General features: G+C 41.4%; 15 protein-coding genes and 2 pseudogenes. 8 read left to right on the forward strand and 9 right to left on the reverse strand.

What is annotated here, in order from left to right; all coding sequences use genetic code 11:
* Positions 1-11: 11 nt before the first annotated feature.
* Positions 12-1,058 carry a rod shape-determining protein gene (locus FTT75_RS12670; RefSeq protein WP_004279360.1) on the reverse strand — a complete coding sequence of 349 codons (1,047 nt, stop codon included), beginning with the start codon at positions 1,056-1,058 and terminating at the stop codon, positions 12-14.
* Between the two features lie 132 nt (positions 1,059-1,190).
* Between FTT75_RS12670 and gatC the strand changes: the two genes are divergently transcribed.
* The 4 genes from gatC (at position 1,191) to FTT75_RS12690 (ending at position 5,365) form a co-directional block, all read left to right on the forward strand.
* Positions 1,191-1,505: an Asp-tRNA(Asn)/Glu-tRNA(Gln) amidotransferase subunit GatC gene (gene gatC, locus FTT75_RS12675; RefSeq protein WP_005096170.1), complete on the forward strand. Its 315-nt coding sequence runs from the start codon at positions 1,191-1,193 to the stop codon at positions 1,503-1,505.
* Positions 1,506-1,557: 52 nt separating this feature from the next.
* The gene (gatA, locus tag FTT75_RS12680) at positions 1,558-3,036 is read left to right on the forward strand and encodes an Asp-tRNA(Asn)/Glu-tRNA(Gln) amidotransferase subunit GatA (protein ID WP_180186581.1); all 1,479 of its coding nucleotides are present in this window, start codon (positions 1,558-1,560) and stop codon (positions 3,034-3,036) included.
* Positions 3,036-4,517, forward strand: a complete 1,482-nt coding sequence (gene gatB / locus FTT75_RS12685; RefSeq protein ID WP_180186583.1) for an Asp-tRNA(Asn)/Glu-tRNA(Gln) amidotransferase subunit GatB — start codon at positions 3,036-3,038, stop codon at positions 4,515-4,517. Before gatA ends, gatB begins: the two co-directional genes overlap by 1 nt.
* 71 nt (positions 4,518-4,588) lie before the next feature.
* Entirely contained in the window at positions 4,589-5,365 is a 777-nt protein-coding gene (locus FTT75_RS12690; RefSeq protein ID WP_100328860.1) for a hypothetical protein, read from the forward strand.
* 105 nt (positions 5,366-5,470) lie between these two features.
* On the opposite strand, the gene FTT75_RS12695 is transcribed toward FTT75_RS12690, so the two are convergent.
* The 4 genes from FTT75_RS12695 to sbmA all read right to left on the reverse strand — a co-directional run bounded on the left by FTT75_RS12695 (position 5,471) and on the right by sbmA (position 10,540).
* A complete protein-coding gene (locus FTT75_RS12695) occupies positions 5,471-6,211 on the reverse strand; it encodes a DUF4145 domain-containing protein (RefSeq protein ID WP_257230386.1) in 741 nt (246 codons plus the stop codon).
* Between the two features lie 544 nt (positions 6,212-6,755).
* The gene (locus FTT75_RS12700; RefSeq protein WP_005172120.1) at positions 6,756-7,244 is read right to left on the reverse strand and encodes a hypothetical protein; all 489 of its coding nucleotides are present in this window, start codon (positions 7,242-7,244) and stop codon (positions 6,756-6,758) included.
* A gap of 464 nt (positions 7,245-7,708) precedes the next feature.
* Complete coding sequence (locus tag FTT75_RS12705; RefSeq protein ID WP_180186585.1) at positions 7,709-8,665, reverse strand: hypothetical protein; 957 nt, start codon at positions 8,663-8,665, stop codon at positions 7,709-7,711.
* A 681-nt stretch (positions 8,666-9,346) separates the two neighbouring features.
* Positions 9,347-10,540, reverse strand: a complete 1,194-nt coding sequence (gene sbmA, locus FTT75_RS12710; protein WP_100354846.1) for a peptide antibiotic transporter SbmA — start codon at positions 10,538-10,540, stop codon at positions 9,347-9,349.
* A gap of 508 nt (positions 10,541-11,048) precedes the next feature.
* On the opposite strand from sbmA, the gene FTT75_RS12715 reads away from it, so the two are divergent.
* The 4 genes and pseudogenes from FTT75_RS12715 (at position 11,049) to FTT75_RS12730 (ending at position 15,547) form a co-directional block, all read left to right on the forward strand.
* Positions 11,049-11,243, forward strand: a complete 195-nt coding sequence (locus tag FTT75_RS12715) for a hypothetical protein (RefSeq protein ID WP_005096148.1) — start codon at positions 11,049-11,051, stop codon at positions 11,241-11,243.
* Between the two features lie 1,061 nt (positions 11,244-12,304).
* The gene (otsB, locus tag FTT75_RS12720; RefSeq protein ID WP_180186587.1) at positions 12,305-13,183 is read left to right on the forward strand and encodes a trehalose-phosphatase; all 879 of its coding nucleotides are present in this window, start codon (positions 12,305-12,307) and stop codon (positions 13,181-13,183) included.
* A pseudogene (locus tag FTT75_RS12725) lies at positions 13,140-14,561 on the forward strand (trehalose-6-phosphate synthase); the annotation flags it as partial. The gene otsB and the pseudogene FTT75_RS12725, both read left to right, overlap by 44 nt.
* A 35-nt stretch (positions 14,562-14,596) precedes the next feature.
* A complete protein-coding gene (locus tag FTT75_RS12730; protein ID WP_180186589.1) occupies positions 14,597-15,547 on the forward strand; it encodes an IS481 family transposase in 951 nt (316 codons plus the stop codon).
* A 60-nt stretch (positions 15,548-15,607) separates the two neighbouring features.
* On the opposite strand, the gene FTT75_RS12735 is transcribed toward FTT75_RS12730, so the two are convergent.
* The 4 genes and pseudogenes from FTT75_RS12735 to FTT75_RS12750 form a co-directional block, all read right to left on the reverse strand.
* A complete protein-coding gene (locus tag FTT75_RS12735; RefSeq protein WP_100354849.1) occupies positions 15,608-16,855 on the reverse strand; it encodes an MFS transporter in 1,248 nt (415 codons plus the stop codon).
* A gap of 205 nt (positions 16,856-17,060) precedes the next feature.
* Positions 17,061-17,774, reverse strand: a complete 714-nt coding sequence (locus FTT75_RS12740; protein ID WP_180186591.1) for a glycosyltransferase family 2 protein — start codon at positions 17,772-17,774, stop codon at positions 17,061-17,063.
* A complete protein-coding gene (locus FTT75_RS12745; RefSeq protein ID WP_100534450.1) occupies positions 17,771-18,385 on the reverse strand; it encodes a class I SAM-dependent methyltransferase in 615 nt (204 codons plus the stop codon). Before FTT75_RS12745 ends, FTT75_RS12740 begins: the two co-directional genes overlap by 4 nt.
* Positions 18,378-18,884, reverse strand: a pseudogene (locus FTT75_RS12750) (PIG-L deacetylase family protein); the annotation flags it as partial. The gene FTT75_RS12745 and the pseudogene FTT75_RS12750, both read right to left, overlap by 8 nt.
* Positions 18,885-19,011: the final 127 nt, after the last annotated feature.

The following is a 19,011-nucleotide window of genomic DNA, read 5'->3' on the forward strand; positions in this document are numbered from 1 at the left end:
GAATCCTTTTCTTAGCCTACGAATAACATGTCATGATTTGGATTGTCGAAAAATTCGAGTACCTTGCCACCACCACGGGTTACACATGAGAGTGGATCTTCTGCCACCACAACCGGCAGGCCGGTTTCTTTGGCCAGCAGCTTGTCTAGATTACGCAGCAATGCACCACCACCGGTTAACACGATACCGCGTTCAGCAATATCCGAAGAAAGCTCAGGAGGTGTGTGTTCTAGTGCTGATTTCACCGCAGACACAATGTTTTGCAAAGGATCTGAAATGGCTTGAGTCACTTCGTCTGAGTTAACCACAATCGCACGTGGTACACCTTCTGCAAGATTACGGCCACGAACTTCAATTTCAAGCGGTTTAGCACCTTCATCTGGCAAGGCCATGCCCACTTCTTTTTTGATCACTTCTGCCGTGGTTTCACCAATCACACAGCCATGCGCCTTACGCACATAGTTAATGATCTGCTCATCAAAGACATCACCGCCAATCCGTAAAGAATCTGCATAGACACAACCCTGCAGGGAAATGATCGCAATTTCAGTGGTACCACCACCGACATCGACCACCATTGAACCACAGGCCTGCTCAACTGGCATACCTGCACCAATGGCCGCTGCCATCGGTTCTTCGATTAAACGGACATCACGTGCACCAGCATTAAATACCGCTTCACGAATAGCACGACGTTCAACCAGCGTCGATTTACATGGTACACACACCACCACACGCGGTGCCGGAGTAAACAGACGGTTTTCATGTACTTTGCGAATGAACTGATTCAGCATGGTTTCAGTGACTTCAAAATCCGCAATCACCCCATCTTTCATGGGGCGGATTGCTGAGATATTGGCTGGGGTACGACCTAGCATTTGTTTCGCTTCAAGACCTACAGCGGCAACAATTTTATGTGAACCACTATGACGGATGGCTACAACCGTGGGTTCATTTAATATAATGCCTCGTCCTGGCGCATAAATAAGTGTATTTGCAGTACCTAAATCAATGGCAAGATCTGGCGAAAACAAGCCTATTAGTCGTTTTAGAATCACGGGGACGTTCTCAATTAAACTTTATATGGACGCAAGGTGGCAACTTTAACTAAATGTGATGATTTGGACAAGTCAATCGCTTATCATAACGCATGATAATTTGAATTTTTTTAATACTGATTAGGTAATATTATGTCTACATCGGATGCACAGCATTCTGCAGATTTAAGTGCAGAAACAGTTTCAGCCATTGCCCACCTTGCAAGGTTATCTCTCAATGATACGCAATCTGCTGAATATGCTCAAAGTTTAAATAAGATTTTAGGCATGATGGACACATTGAAAGGCATCAATACCGACGGAATTGAACCGCTGAAGAGCCCTTTCGACCATCCTCAGCCACTACGTGAAGATGTGGTCTCAGAAAGCAATCATCGCGAGCAATACCAAGCAGTTGCACCTGCTGTTCAGGATGGTTTATACCTCGTACCGCGCGTGATTGAGTAATTACTACCCAGTTCATTCTTTTTATTAAATTAAACGTAAAGAATTATTTCTCATGACAGATTTACATCGCTTATCCATTCGTGAACTCAGTGAAGGTCTGGCAAATGCCCAGTTTTCATCTCGCGAATTGACTGAACATTACTTAAAGCGCATTACAAAAATTGATGCTCAAGTAAAATCATATGTAACCGTTACGCCTGAATTGGCATTGGCAGAAGCTGATGCGGCTGACACACTGCGTAAGGCAGGTGGTGCAAATGTGTTAACAGGCGTACCAATCGCGCATAAAGACATTTTCTGTACTCAAGGCATCAAGACCACTGCCGGTTCTAAAATACTGGACAATTTTATCTCTCCTTATGACGCCACCGTTGTTGCGAAAGGCAAAGCTTCGGGCCTGGTGACTTTGGGTAAATTGAACATGGACGAATTCGCCATGGGTTCGACCTCTGAAAACTCATATTACGGCGCAACGGCTAACCCTTGGAATTTAAACCATGTTCCTGGCGGTTCTTCAGGTGGTTCAGCAGCAGCTGTTGCAGCGGATCTGGCACCCTTCGCTACCGGTACTGACACCGGTGGCTCTATTCGTCAACCTGCGTCATTCTGTGGCCTGACTGGACTTAAACCGACCTATGGCCGTGTGTCGCGCTTCGGTATGATTGCCTATGCATCATCCCTCGACCAAGGCGGCCCGATGGCACGCTCAGCAGAAGACTGTGCCTACCTGATGAACGTGATGGCCGGTCATGATGCCAAAGATTCAACGTCAATGAATCAAGTGGTTGATAACTATGTGGCGAACCTGAATGATACATCCGTCAAAGGTTTACGCATTGGTATTCCAAAACAGTACTTTAATGTTGCCGGCCTAGCTGAAGATGTTAAAGCACGTGTCGAAGAATCATTGAAAAAGTTAGAAGACCTGGGCGCTACACTGGTTGAGATCGACCTCAACATGACCGAAAGCTACGTTCCGACTTACTACCTGATCGCACCTGCTGAAGCATCTTCTAACTTACAACGCTTTGACGGTGTGCGTTATGGCTACCGCTGTGAAAATCCAGTGGACTTGATGGACTTGTACAAACGTTCACGTTCAGAAGGTTTTGGTGCGGAAGTGCAACGTCGTATCCTGATTGGCACATATGCGTTATCCGCAGGTTACTACGATGCATATTATGTGAAAGCACAAAAAGTACGTCGCCTGATCCAGCAAGATTTCCTTAAAGCCTTTGAATCTGTCGATGTGATTGCTGCACCATCTGCGCCAACCACAGCCTATAAAATTGGTGTGGATTTGACTCCGGTTGAAATGTACCTGGGCGATATTTATACGCTTGCGGTAAACCTGGCAGGTCTTCCTGCGATTAATGCGCCTGTTGGTTTTGACCAGAACAACTTGCCAGTTGGCTTACAGTTGATTGGGAATTACTGGTCAGAATCGCAATTGTTGTCTGTGGTGCATCAGTACCAGCAAGCAACCGATTGGCATACACAACGCGCGGCAATTGCTGAGGAGAATGCATAATGGCTCAAGCTCAAAAATCGGCTAAACCAAAATCTAACCTGATTGAGGGTTGGGAAGTCGTTATTGGTATCGAGATTCACACTCAGCTTGCCACCAATACCAAAATTTTCTCGGGTTCATCGACTGTATTCGGTAATGATCCAAACACCCAAGCCAGCCTTGTAGATTTGGCCATGCCGGGCGTATTGCCGGTATTGAATAAAGAAGTGGTGGATCTTGCGATTCGCTTTGGTTTGGGTATCGATGCCTATATTGATCAGGCTTCTGTATTTGCACGTAAAAACTATTTCTACCCGGATTCACCAAAAGGCTACCAGATTAGCCAGATGGACAATCCGATTGTGGGCTTGGGTCATATCGACATCCAGCTTGAAGATGGCACGGTTAAACGGATTGGCGTAACCCGTGCGCACCTTGAGGAAGATGCAGGTAAATCGATTCATGACCAGTTCGAAGGTATGTCAGGTATTGACTTGAACCGTGCCGGTACGCCGCTGCTTGAAATCGTATCTGAACCGGATATGCGTTCGGTTGAAGAAGCGGTTGCTTATATTAAAGCGATTCATACGCTGGTGCGCTGGTTAGGCATTTCTGACGGCAACATGGCAGAAGGTTCGTTCCGTTGTGACTGTAACGTGTCGTTACGTCGTCCGGGTCAACCCTTCGGTACGCGTTGCGAATTGAAAAACCTGAACTCATTCCGTTTCATTGAACAAGCGATCAATGTTGAAATTGAACGTCAAATGGAAATTCTGGAATGGGACGGCACCATTGATCAGGAAACGCGTTTATTCGATCCTGTGAAGATGGAAACGCGTTCAATGCGTTCAAAAGAAGAAGCCAACGATTACCGTTACTTCCCAGACCCAGACTTGTTACCTGTGGTGATTGCGGATGAACAAATCGAAGCAATCAAAGCCACCATGCCTGAGCTGCCTGCGGCACGTCGTGCGCGTTTTGTGGCGGACTTTGGCGTGACTGAGTACGATGCTCACGTTCTAACGCTTACTCGTGAAATGTCAGAGTTTTATGAAGAAGTCGTGAAAGCTGCTGGCGGCGCTGCGCAAGGTAAGATTGCGGCAAACTGGGTAATGGGCGAATTCTCAGGTGCTTTAAACAAGGCAGGCTTAGATTTGGCGGATTCTCCTGTATCTGCGGAAAAACTGGGTGGCATGATTGCACGTATTGTGGACAACACGATTAACGGTAAGATCGCGAAGCAAGTATTCGGCTTTATGTGGGACGAAGGCAAATCTGCGGACGAAATTATTGCGGAAAAAGGCTTGAAACAGGAAACTGATACAGGTGCAATTGAAGCAATTATTAAAGACGTGCTTGCTGCTAACGAGAAGATGGTTGAAGAGTATAAATCTGGTAAAGAGAAAGCTTTCAACGGTCTTGTTGGTCAAGTGATGAAAGCTGCAAAAGGGAAAGCCAACCCGGCACAAGTGAATGAATTGATGAAGAAATTGATTGGTTGAATTATCCGCTAATCAATTGATTTCATGCTATAAAAACCTCGCTTAATGCGAGGTTTTTTTAACGGTAAAAAATGAAAATAGAAAAGTTTAGTTCAGAAATTCGTGAAAAACTAAAGTGGTATGTATATAGATTAGTAGATCCAAGAGATGGAACGACATTTTACGTTGGTCGTGGAATTAATAATCGTATTTTTGATCATGTAAACGGATTATTAAGCGACCAAGATGAAAACTTTATTAGTTTAAAAATGAAACAAATTCGCGATATTCAATTATCAGGTCTTTATGTGATTCATATCATTCACCGACATGCATTAGAAAGTAAAAATATCGCAGAAATTGTTGAAGCTTCATTAATAGATGCTTATTCAGGACTAACTAACATTATGAATGGTAAAGATAGTAATGAATATGGTGTAGCTAATATTCATGAAATTGTTAATGCGTATCAAGCTGAAACAGTAGAAATTGATGACGATGCGCTCTTAATTTCTATTAATCGAACAGCTTTAGAACGTGGTGTATATGACGCAGTTAGGTTCGCATGGAAACTTACACCTGCTGAAGCTAAAAAGGCAAAAATAATTTTAGCTACGGTTCAAGGTGTCATTAAGGGCGTCTTTGTTGCCGAGCAATGGTTAGAAGCTACTCAAGAGAATTTCCCTAACTTCATGCTATTAGGTGAAGAAGTTTATAATCATGAAACTCGCTCAAAAAGATATGGTTTCATTGGAAAAGAAGCTCCTGAAGCTCTTCGAACTAAATATTTAGGTAAAAGGATTCCTGAAAAATTCAGAAAAAAAGGAGCTAGTAATCCTGTAAAATACTCTTGGAAAGCTAAAGATTAATTGTGCAATTAGTCAGTCCTGTGATGAAATCACCCTAAGATAAAGCTTTATCTGTTCAAGAAAAGGAATTTATATAAAAACCCGCCATTGTGCGGGTTTTCAAACCTATAGCGAAGCTCGTTTTTGCTCAGGAAATAAAGCGTTAATTTCTGCAATTTCCTTTGGCTTTGTAATCGCATAATCAACTATTAAATTTATATAAATAAAAATAGCTGAGTTAATATCCTCTAAAATTTCATCACAAATAATCCCTGGATGTACATTTGCATTTCCAATCAACCTAATGTTGTCTGCAGCTTTTGCAACATTCAAAGGAATAATATTTTTTGTAGCCAATTCTTCAATCGACTCTTTAATATTCTTTTTCGTTACACCTAAGTGTGTACATAATTTTTCCAATGCTAAACGGATTAATGCCGCAGCTGAACGAGGTGATAGTTCAAAAATTAAAGCTGCCTCTATATAAAGCTTTGTCACATCTTCAGGCATATCAGCATTAGCAGCCGGAATATCTTTATTCGCAATCTCTTGAATAGGATACAATCTAGTTAAATCATTATTATCTTTTGGCTTATAAAAATTGTTTGGGGGTAACCAATCCATCTCTGGTGCATGGTTATACCATATATTGTTATTATCACATGAAGCACAAGTAGCTTGATGCACCCTTGTTCTCACATAAAAGTCATTACCCATTGGGTCTTGTGAAATAACAAATAAATTATTCCACTCCATGTAAGCAAAAGCACCACAATGAGGACATTTAAAACTTTTTTGATCAAGTATTGTCTTTGATTCTTCTGATATTTTGAATTTATTATGAAAATAGATATATTTATTTAACATCTATCCATAACGATCATCAAGTTTTAAAAAATCTAAATATCATTACACGAAAAATATTTAAAAAATGACCATTAAAAAAGTATCCTCTATTAACAAACTTGAAGACTTAGGGCGTATCCAACTTTCAAAATCCTTTTTTTTATGCGCTACTTCTAAAATCCCTCTAAATCTCCCTTTAGAAAAGGGAGACTTTGTCATGTGATTAATTGGATACGCGGTGTTCCCTCTCCTTTTATAAAGGAGAGGGCTAGGGAGAGGATTTAATAAAAACATGCTATAAAACTCAAAATACTTCAGAAAAATAAATATGACACCCGAACTATTACTTATCATTATTCAAACTGCGATTGGCATATTCACAGTTGTCATCATCATTTTGCTCATTATTCCTAAAAGCCGTCGATGGCTATCTGAAACACAGCCCGAACCACGCAGAAAACAACGTAGTCTAGACTTGGTGGATGGACTCGAATTTATTTTCTATCCTATTTACTGGCTGATTAAAATCATTATCGCTATTTTCAAATAAAACCAGCTTACCCTCTTACAACCCCAACTTATTCAGCAAATCTGGTGTCAAAAAAGTCTGTGCCACACGATTTAGATCGATATAACGCAGCACACCTTTAAGCTGATTATTGATTTCAGGATTCTTTAAAATTTCCTCACCTGTGGTTTTACCCAAAGCCTGAAAACTATCGCCCACAGCCTGTAAACCTTCAGCTTGAATCACCGCCTTGGTCTGTGCTGAACATTGCTCCACTAAAATGCGCTGCAACACCGTCGCCAGATTCTTGTCTAATGCTTCCTTTTGAGTCGCAGTCACATTGCTAAAAGCTTTTAAGTCCGGATGATTGCCCAATGCCACAAATGTCCATTGCAACACCGTGGTTTTATCAGTGGCTGTAGTGGACTTCATCAAACAGTCACTCAGCTGATCGACCGTTGGGCCCGCCATCGTAACCTGTGCTGCTCCCAATAATGCTGCACCTAGAAAAAATGAACGAATACGAGAAGAACTTTTTAAACCCATCACCACTTCCTTTTAATATGACATCAGCATTTTGGCGCTGAAAATAGTTTCTTTGTATCATGTAAAAAGGAAATATACTGATAGAGCTCTGTAAAACCTGAACTGGATTTAAAATTAATTCAGATGAAAAATTTCATCCCATCATGCTATTCATCAGATGATGATATTGATCGAGTAAACTTAGCGTTATTATTCAAATTAAAACAATAAAAATAATCATGATGACTGCAAACACCTTTAACAGCATCCTTCCTTGGAGACTGGTTGTGTTCTTTAGCTTGACCGTATTGTTATTGATCCATCCTGTTTTTCGAAGATGGATGTTCGAATCGCGCGACCTGCCCAGCAAACGCAGTCGGATCTCATCCTCTATATCCGACCTGATTGAACTGATTTTTTATCCCATCTTCTGGTGAATCAAAATCATCATACGGATTCTGGATTAAATGCGTTTAATGCAGTGCTTATTTGATCTGTCTCAACATATTCTTCGCACCACTATGATTATAGTTATTAGACAGATTCTGTAGCACACGCTTGGCCTGAGCTTTAGCATTCGGGAAACGGTTGGCATAGGCCGGAATCCCGTTCAAACAGCGAGCAACCAGCATACCAGATTCGGTATAAACCCGAGTTCCCTCAGTCCCCTGCAATTTGCCATAATTGTAGGCACGCTGCGCATTATTGCAGGCATTATTCAGGTTCTTGCCACTATTAATATCACGGCGTGCTGCCACATAGAGCTTCATCTGCTGCTGTTGAGGTGTTTCTACCACTGAAGCTCTCACGGGGACTACCGTCGTCGCGATCTGTTTTTTCTCTAGCTCTTTTCTTTCTAATTCCTTTCTCTCTAATTCTTTCCTTTCCTGCTCTTTACGCGCTGATTCTTTAAGTTCATTCGTGGTCTTCGTTACAGGCGTTTTTATCGATGCAGCAGTCTTTTTCTGGGTAGCGACAGTGTTCTTATTTGCAGCAAGGTAAAAGTTTCTTGCCTCAGTCGCACTCATCAACTTGGTCAGCAATCGAACGCTACGGTTCTGGCTGGTTTTATCGACCTGTCGTTCAGAAACCGGCTCGATCGAGACGAGCCAGCTTTCAGCCAGGCCATCCATACGACATTGATAGGCACCGCTTCCCTGTACCACACCTCGGTTTGTACTCAGGCGTTTGCGTTGGGCAGGATCTGCCACTGCATTAAAATTACTTCTATACAATAGGGAAAATTTACCGCCTTGTTCATGACAATATTGCGTCAGGATCGAACGCGGATACATGGCCTGAGTGCTGTTATTTTTCTGTGCTTGCCCCCAAAGATAAATATAATCTTTTGCACTGCCATCACGTTGATTCAAAGCCCGCTTGGCGATTAGCTCTTCCGGACTGGCAAAAGGATGTAAAACCCCTGATTTCAGCCGACTCACGCTATTACATCCCGCCAAGCCTATTGCCCCTATTATTAGAATTATTACGTTTAGCTTCACAGCAAATATCTCAACCCCAGATTCCCGTATAACATAGCCTAAATAGCAGCAAACAACAAACACAAGATGTTGATAAGTATCAAATTTAAAAGATAAAAAGGAGGCACATCATTCACAACCCTATACATTATGCCAAGCCTCAGCCTATAAAAATTGAGATAAGCATCCTTCTGGCGCATAGTTAAAGGATAAATAACAGCGGGACTGAGTCAGAAATAAATAGAACACCACATAAAAAGCCGAAGAAAGATAGCAATCTTTCTTCGGCAGCTTATTCAGGATAACGGTACAGATCTTTATTATCATGTGTAAAAAATTACTTTTACCCTCTATAGCATTGTCTGAACAAGATCAGCATCAGAATAATTTCCTCAACGTACACTTCTTATTTTTATACGTTAAACCGCTGGAAATTAAACTCCATCTTCGCTGGTCATTAAGATTCTAATCAGGAAAACCAGACCTGAATACCCCTATATTGGGATATTTTGCTCCTATTTGATCTGATCTAACCAACGGTCAGATCAAGCTTTTCGATTAGATATTAACGTCGATTTAGATATAAAAAGCCAAAGATAAAATCATTTGGCTTTTACAATCTAATGGGTAACTTAGAAAAAATTAATCCAGATGGGATTCAAATGCTTTTAAACGTTTATAGATCGACATCAACTCAATAATGGTCGGCCACGATAAAATCAGATATTGAAAGGACTCACGTACTTTTCCAAATACATTCAGGATTTGCATCATCAAACCCAGGGTGATCGTTCCTGCTGCAATACTCGGAAACAGGATAAATAATCCATAGATATTGTCTAACTGTAAGTACCAGATCCGGACCAGGTTGAAATAGGCATAGTGAAAATACAGACGGAAATAATTCCAGCGTACCCGGCTAAACAGTTCTTGCAGTGTCAGCGGATGAGCCCGATCAGCATGATCCTCTCCGTACACCAGTTCTTTACGGTAAGCAGCCTCGACTTTCTGGTTATTAAACTCCAGTCCTGGCAGTTTCATCCCGACCACCATCAAAATGACGGTACCCAATACGGCCCATCCAATAGAAGCCCACATTAAAGCATGCGGTATTTCTCCCACAATTGGCAGAACCTTTACATGACTTGAAAGCTGGTACAGGATAGGCAGAAACGCCATCAATAACATCAATGCTTCAATCAGGGAAACACTCAGCTGTTCCGTGGTTTTGGCAAAGCGCATGGTATCTTCCTGAATACGCTGGGATGCGCCTTCAATATGACGCAATTGTTCCCAATGTGCCGTGTAATAGTTATTCATCGCGGTACGCCAGCGGAACACATAATGGCTGACGAAAAACATATTAAATACGGCCAAAGTGACGTAAATCATGGCGATATAAATAAAGGTTAAAGCTTCTTGATAGAGAAGTGAAACATCTCCGCCACCGCTGCCTAGCATTTTCTGGATCTGGTCATAAAACGGGCTATACCATTCATTTAAAACGACATTGACCTGTACTCCAAACCAGATATTAAACAGGATAAAAGCCGAGCCCCAGACTGACCAACGCTGCCATGGATGTTGTGCTTTCCACATCCAGAATAGAGCAAATATGGCAGTGGCAAGAAAAAACCAAAGGTAGAACCAGAGAAACTTGGCTGACCAGAAACGACTGATACCGATAGCGAGACTTTCCTCAGAATAGCCTTCAGGGAAACCCAAATAGACTCCCCATCCTGATCCGCCAGTATGCCAAAGCACAAGATTAAGGATAAACCACAAAATCAGGCTGCTAAAAAACCAGACGGGTTGCGGGAAAAATGACTTGAACATGCTGACCTAGTTCTCCTTCTATCTCTTGGTCATCCAAATGACGCCTAGTTTATTCTTATTTTAGACTTTTACTGTTATAAAGCATTAATTTTCAATTTAGTTTAAAAAATAACATAGCGATGCATAGTCCCTTATAAAATTTATTTTTATAGATTTTCAAAACGTATTTTTCTCTTAATGAGTCTTTTTATTCTGGATTAGCCTATCTAAAGCTCCAGAGGTAATCAGGTGCATGAATCATCAAGTTTTGCCTTATGTATTTTTAAATCCTGTACATCAGTACGGCCTGTCTGTTTTATTAAAAACGAATATAGCTTCTTAAAATTCTATAAATAGAATGAAATCAAATACTCAATAATGCCTTTATAGATGTTTAGATAAAGGTTTTGCTGCTACTGAAGTAAATAAATCATTGACCCAGTTCTCATTTTTTGGAGAAATAGTTAAATTTTCAAAAATCATGCTATGATTTAACTCTCGAAAAGTAATCTTATTTTGGAATAAAACTATGGAAAGTTCGGTAATTGAATTACTTAAACCATTGACCTTAGAAAAGGAAAATTGTACCCCGATTATTTTTGAGGCAGGCACTGTTTTGAAAGTGGTCATGCAAACTCCCACCAGTCTTTTGGTCAGTAATGATGATGACTTTAACTTCACAATTCCTTTAAAAGATGAAAATGAGCTGTGGAGAGAGCTCTAAGCACTTTCTCTATTTTGAACAGACGGGTTGTATCTGTGCCAGCTGCTGAATTGATATGATACGGCCCTCAACTAAGCTTCCTTTTGAATGTAAGTTATCGTTATTTTATTCCCTTCTTAAAATTCATTTCTCTTCTTTTCTGAGAAGTCCTTAGCAGTCTAAGCGGGATATGATTCGTGCAAAAAACACCTTTATAGTTGAAAATCCACCTATTTTTTGGCCTGGACTAAATAATTTTCACCCGTTTTTCCCCTTTTATGTAAGTTCCAGTACTTAAAGGATCTTCTTTCCTTACACACCTTTTTCTTTAGCTTAACTTCACCTAAGCTCAACTTCTTGATTTTGAAACTTGAATATTCTAGCTATTTATGACCAGTAAATTAAAAAATATCAGTCTATATGAGTGACTTTTTATACCAAATGATAAAATTAAAAATCTAATAATGAGAAAAATTTAAATCTGTAAAACTAATTTCAAAAACCCTTAAACATCGTCTAATTTGTTATATCCGATCTAAAGAAAATTATAGAGCAATAAATTCTTATCCTGTAACATTCTAATAGCCCCCATATCTTCATGACCTTTTATATATTTAAAAAATAATAATTTTCAACAGCTTGTCTTCTATTTTTTTTCACTCCAAGAATAGGGTTAATTATTTTCATCCAAAAAATTCATTTTAAATAAAATTAACTTATATTATCTACATTTAAAATATATCAAATTTTAAAAATAAAATACTAAATTATAGCGATTAAAATTTTAAACAACTCAAGCAATCACATTGAATATTATGGCTTAAATAAAAAATAATCCTAAATAAAAATAAATTAATAAAAAACAGTCAGAGCATTATCTTTAAAATTTATTAAGAATAATATCTTTTACATGAAAAATATTTCCAAATTTTAAAAAGTAACTGTACTTGTTAAAAATGTTTCTTTTCTGCACTTAAATCCAGTCTGTTAAATGAAATATGCTATATATTTATTAGATTAAAAATTAATCAGGCAGTTTTAAAATTTAAATTAATTTTATTTCAAATACTTAGGTAGATTTTATGTCCGCTCAACACTCTGGTCAAGATGCAGAAGATTCACTTATAGTGCCTTCTCCTCTATTAGCTCAAGTGATTTTAACTCAACTCAATCCAGTTATTTATTCTCATAAGCTTATTTTATTTCTTGATATTGATGGAACTATTTCCGAATTCCATCCTGATCCAACAAAAAATATAATTAAAGATGAAACCTTAAATACCTTGAAAGAGCTACAACAATATATTGAGTTGGTATTAATCACTGGTCGTTCTATTGCACAAGCTCAAAAACTTATTTATCCCTTTGACTGGAATATTGCCGGCTCACATGGTCTGGAATTAAACTATCAATCGCGTTTAAGTCATTTAATTGATTTAAATTCTGAGCAATTTGAATTATTAAAAAATTATATTACTGAACATAGCGCTCAGCTTGCTCAGATTCGAATAGAAAAGAAAGACTATTCGGTCGCACTGCATTTTCGTGAACATCCACATTTAGAAGATCTGGTGCATACATTTGCATTGGATTGTCTGACCCACTTTCAAGCATTTGAACTGAAGGCCGGGAAGTTTGTATTTGAGCTGGTACCCAAAGGTGCAAACAAAGGTTCAGCCATTCAACACATTCACCAGCAAGCTCATTTAAGTGATCATTACCCTATTTTTATCGGTGATGACCTGACCGATGAAGCTGGCTTTCAGGTGATTAATAGCTTAAAGGGCTGTTCCATTAAAGTCGGCACGGGCAACACCGTAGCACAACATCGGCTCGAAAACGTAACACAAGTACAAGCTTTTTTAACGGAGCTTTTAACATTATTTAAAGCACAACAACAATTATTGGAGAAATCACATGTCAAAACTCATTGTGTTATCAAATCGTGTGAATCTACCTAACCCAGACAATACACAGGCAGGTGGATTAGCGGTGGCTTTGCAGGATGCTTTGCAGGATATTGGCGGCATTTGGGTCGGCTGGAATGGTTCCAGAGTCGATCATGGCAAAGAGCAGAAGTTTCAAATCCTCAAACATCAGAATGTTGAATATCATACGAGTCCTTTGACTGAGCCCCAATATCAGGGTTTTTATTGTGGTTTTGCCAATAATGCCTTATGGCCGCTGATGCATGATCAGCATCAACTTGTGGATTATCAGCCACAGGATTTCAAAACCTATAAAGATGTCAATTTACGCTTTGCCAAGCATCTGAAACAGGTCGCCTCTCCCCATGACATCATCTGGATTCATGATTACCATTTTTTAAGTGTGGCGCATTACTGTCGAAAACTGGGTATGCGTAACCGTATTGGTTTCTTCCTGCATATTCCTTTTCCTGAACTGAAACTCTGGCAGACGTTACCGGCCTATCAGGATCTGGCGCATCATCTGGCTCACTTTGATGTACTCGGATTTCAAACCCCACGCGATCAGAAAAACTGTATCCAGTTTCTGGAACAGACCTTAAAAATCAAGCATCGTCATGATGAAATCCTGAATTATCAGTCAAGACGGATTTATGTGAAATGTTATCCAATTGGCGTGCATCCGGTTCAACTGAAAAATCAGGCGGCTGATAGCCAGCTTAACAAATTACCTTTTGATCTCGAGACAGTCCGTCCTTATAAACGCATTATTTCGGTCGACCGGATTGATTATAGTAAGGGTTTACTGGAGAAAATCGGATCCTTGCAAAGCTTGCTGGAAGATCAGCCCGAATTTAAACATCAGTTTCAGCAACTGCAAATTGCCTGCCCATGCCGACTGGATGTCAAAACCTATAAAAACCTGTATGAGCAATTCCAGTCTGCCGTGCAGGAACTCAATACCCAGCATGGCACAGCAGACTGGCAACCTTTCGATTGCAGTTATGAAACCTTAGGTCATGAAGCCTTAATGCAACTGTATCGTAAGGCAGATATTTGCTGGGTAAATTCGATCCGGGATGGTATGAATCTGGTGGCGAAAGAATATATTGCGGCGCAGAATCCACTCGATCCGGGTGTTTTGATTCTGTCTAAATATGCCGGTGCTGCTGAACAAATGAAAGAAGCCTTACTGGTCGATCCTTATGAGCATGACAGTATGTCCAAAGCCTTGAAAAAAGCGCTGCGCATGTCTAAATCGGAGCGTTTAGAACGTTATCGTTATTTAAGCCAAGGCTTGAAAAACTTCGATATTATTCGCTGGCGAGATCAATTTATCACTGACTTGAAAAAATCACAGAGTGTACGAATCTATCGTCCGGTGGCTAGCTGTTTAGTCCCAGATTTTAATGGTGCAATATTCTCAGATAAATGGAAGGAAGCACTATGGGACAAGTTCTACACAGCAGCGCCACAACGACACAGGCAGTGCGTCGAGCAATACAAAATAGTCAAGAGAGCTTAAGAACGCTAGCCAAGCGTTACGGCATCAATCAAAAGACCGTCGCAAAATGGAAGAAACGTACTTCAGTAGATGATCTTACAACCGGGCCAAAGAATCCTCGCTCAAGCGTGTTATCGCCTGAAGATGAGGCGGCAATTGTTGCTTTTCGAAAACGCACTTTGTTGCCGCTAGACGATTGCCTTTATGCATTGCAGCCGAGTATTCCTTATCTGACACGCTCGTCGTTACACCGCTGCTTGCAGCGGCATGGTATTTCACGACTGCCTGAGGTACAAGGTGATCGCCCTGTCAGGAAGCGCTTCAAGAGCTACCCCATTGGTTACTTTCATATCGACATCGCTGAGATGCGAACAGCACAGGGTAAGCTTTATCTCTTCGTTGCCATTGATCGCACTTCCAAGTTCGCGTTCACTGAATTGCATACTAAAGCCAGTAAGATGGCAGCCGCGGAGTTCCTGCGCAATCTGGTTAAGGCTGTGCCCTATAGAATCCATACGGTGCTAACAGATAACGGCATCCAGTTTACGAACCGCACCTGTGATCGCTACGCCTCTGAGCACATCTTTGATCGGATTTGTACTGAATGTGGCATTGAACATCGTCTTACCAAGGTCAAGCATCCATGGACCAATGGACAGGTCGAGCGGATGAACCGAACGATTAAAGAAGCTACTGTCAAACGGTTCCATTACGACGATCACACTCAGCTATGCATTCACCTTGCTGATTTTATTGCTGCATACAACTTCGGCCGCAGACTCAAAACACTCAGGGGCCTGACTCCCTACGAATTCATCTGCAAACAGTGGACAGATGAACCTGAACTTTTTAAGATTGATCCGATCCATCAAATGCCGGGACTAAACAGCTAGCAGAATTTCCACCCAGTTCAGTGTGCATGCTTAAATACACACCTGAAAAAAACACCAGCATTATGCTGGTGTTTCGTTTTGTAGCGGAGAAATAAGCTCTTCGGCCGCTTGTGCATCTTTTGGATCTGCAGTCAGATGATTCAAAATCACAATACTGAATAGACCTATCGCAATCACACTAAACACCAGACTCAAGCCAATAATTTCACTGCCGAAACCGACCAATGCCGGTCCGATCAGTGAACCTGTGTATGCAAATACCGATACATAGGATAATGCCACATGTGAAGCCAAGGTTTTTTGACGGCCTGCACGTGAAAACATTAACGGTACAATATTAGCACTGCCCAGACCGAGAATGGCATAGCCCAGCAACACTACTTGCCAGACTGGTGCAAAGACCACAGTCAATAAACCGGTTGCAGCCAAAATTGCACTCAGTAGAATGGTATTTTTTTCACCAAACTGTTGAATAATGAGATGTCCGCTGAAACGACCCAATACCATCAAGGCCGCAAAGAAGCTATAAGCCAAACCAGTTTGAGCCGCTGGCAAATTGAACTGGCTGGCAAGATAAATCCCGCTCCAGTCCATCGCTGCGCCTTCGGACAGGAACGCCACAAAACAGATCAAACCGATGCCTAGAATCGCCCAGGTGGGTGCTGCTTTTGTCGCTGACTGTTCTGATGATGAGGTTTCCTCTAGCACTGTTTTTGGCTCAGTCCCCAAGCTAAAAGGAATAGCCAATATTGCAATCAATAGCAAAATCGCACTGACAATAACTGCGCCAGTTAAAGGCGCTAGACCGAATCCCATTAACGTGGTCATTCCCAGCACACCGGCCAGACCACCGAGGCTACATACGCCATGGAAACCCGACATTAAACTTTTAGCAAGTTTTTTCTCAACCTGTGCGGCCTGAATATTGACTGTCACCCCCAAAGCACCAGCACTGGCCCCAAAGAAAAACAGGCTGATCGCCATCATCAAATGATTCGGGCTATACGCCAAAGCAGGCAAAATAAACAAAAATGCTGTTAACACCACAGCCAGAACAGCACGGCAACCTAATGTATTGGTGAGTCGGCCTGCCAGTGGCATCGCCAGCATGGATCCAATTCCGGCACAGAGTAATAACAGACCAAAGTCTGCATGATTGAGTAACAGGCGCTGCTGTGCATAGGGAATTAAAGGTGCCCAAGCTGCGGTACTAAAACCCAAGCTAAAGAAGCACAATGCAGTCGCTATTTTCTGCCATAGATGGGGTGATGGAGACTGAATTCGAGAAAGCAGAGTTTGATTAAACATTGTATTACCTAAAAAGAAGGCTCAGGCATCCATTACCGATCATCCATAGAAAAACCCCACTGACTTATAGCTGAAATGTATAAGTAGGCGGGGCTTAATTTGCGTGAATTATAAACAGAATAATTTTAAATGGAATAGCTTTTAGGCACTAATTTCAAGATTTTTTACAAGTGGCTGATTGTATAAAATTTATAATTTTGTAATTTTATTTGCATAGGCTGATCGGTTTTTTAACGGCTTCTTTAAGCTCCAGATTTTGCAGAAAATGTGCAAAACCGGCTGCAATTTTTGAGCTAAGCCGACTGCTGGTGGTCACTCTGAGCTGATTCGACCAGATAATCTTTGCCCCGACATGTTCTAGGCGATGGATGAAATCGACATCTTCATGACAGTCCAGTTGCTGAAAGCCGTTTACCTGTAGATAAGACGCGGCCTTAAAACATAGATTTGCCCCATGAATATGACGGTGATCCATCTTGTCCTGATAATGACTCAGATAAGTCTGACGGGCTAATGTGCTTAAATGCCCCCATTCATCCAGATCGACCACCCCACAAATCACATCCGCCGGTTGGTGCTGCAACATGACCTGAAACCAGTCACGCTGTACAAAAGAATCGGCATCAGTACAACAAATCCAGTCACAACCCTGCTCGATCATGTGCTGAACGCCTAGATGACGTGCCTTTCCTACATTTTTAAAATGACAACTGATCGTCTGAATTCCCGACTGCTGAACTTTGCTTGCAGTAGAATCGGTGCAACTGTCTAAAACCACCAGAATCTTGATCTCGGGCAGAACTGCTAATTTTCCCACATGCTGAAAGAAGTAAAGTCGTGCAGATTTTAATGCCTTCAGGCAACGTTCAATATAGGCTTCTTCATTACAGGCCGGAATCACCACCGCAATTTTCTTCATTTCAAGCCCTCCTGCTCAGCTACGGATTGCGCAGAATTCAGCCACAGATCGACCAGAAAGTCTGAATCCTGTACGCTGAGATTATGCTTATATTTTAACTGGGCTTTTAATTGTCGATGTACCTCTTCACCATTTAAGCTAAATCCTGCAATCGGCGCGCGCCAATGACAACTCAAGATACATCCACCCGGTTCGAGTGCAGTATGCAACCATGCCAGCACCTGTTGTAATGCGGCCGGATCTAAATAATATAGAATCTCACTGATCACAATGAGCTGAAATTTCTGTTGCGGCAAGTGATCTGGCACAATCCGCTGTAGCACCTGTACATGCGGATAAGCATGTAAACGCTGCCGAGCCAATTGAATAGCAGTTTCGTTGGCATCCAGACACATTAAAGTTGCTGTTCGCTGCGCCAGTTCCTGACTGAAGATGCCATTACTACAACCAATTTCAATCGCGGAGTCAAACTGCAAACGCGGCAAGACCGCCAGACAAATCTGCCGTTTGCGCTGTTCATACCAGCGTTGTTCATAGTGCCAGGGATCTCCCTGATTCAGTGCATACAAGGCATCAAAATATTCCTGATCATAGGCTACTTTACTATTCATACAGATACACCTCCCAGGGTTGTAAAATACGCTGTAATGCCTGCTCTGGCAGAATGGGTGCCTGTTCTATGCTAGGGTCAAGCTCGATCTGACTCTTAAAACACCGCGCAGCTCGAGACTTATAGTGCAATTCTCGATCAGTCAATTTGAGTTGATGAGCGATGGTCCAGGGAATTCTGGTATCTCCAGGTGTGGCCCAATGCCAGGCCCAAATCAGGACCTGAATACAGGATAAGTGCCGTTCGGTTGCCAGCTGTTGGGTGACCTGCCCTGTAATTTCATGATCTGGATGTCCATCATGCACAAAGGTGGTAATGAGCACATCATTGGGCTGCAAATAAGATTGCAAATGCTGTTTCAGCAGTTCTCGCTGTTCTGCGACCTGGCCATCCTGAATATCCAGCGCAATCCGCAGAATATTCTGCTTCAATGCTAACTCTTCCAAAGCTGCTCGCGTTTCAGCAGGACGAATCTGGTTCAACTCTTCCGGGTTATACAAAATGAACCGTACCGGGTTTGTCGGAGACTTTTTTATTTAAGTTAGGCCACCTGACCTAACGGATTAATCTTATCATAGTACATTGCTTCAAACTCAAAAGGCGATACATAACCCAGTGCACTGTGTA

The sequence above is a fragment of the Acinetobacter sp. YH01008 genome (assembly GCF_013420435.1).
In the GTDB taxonomy this organism is placed as follows: domain Bacteria; phylum Pseudomonadota; class Gammaproteobacteria; order Pseudomonadales; family Moraxellaceae; genus Acinetobacter; species Acinetobacter pseudolwoffii.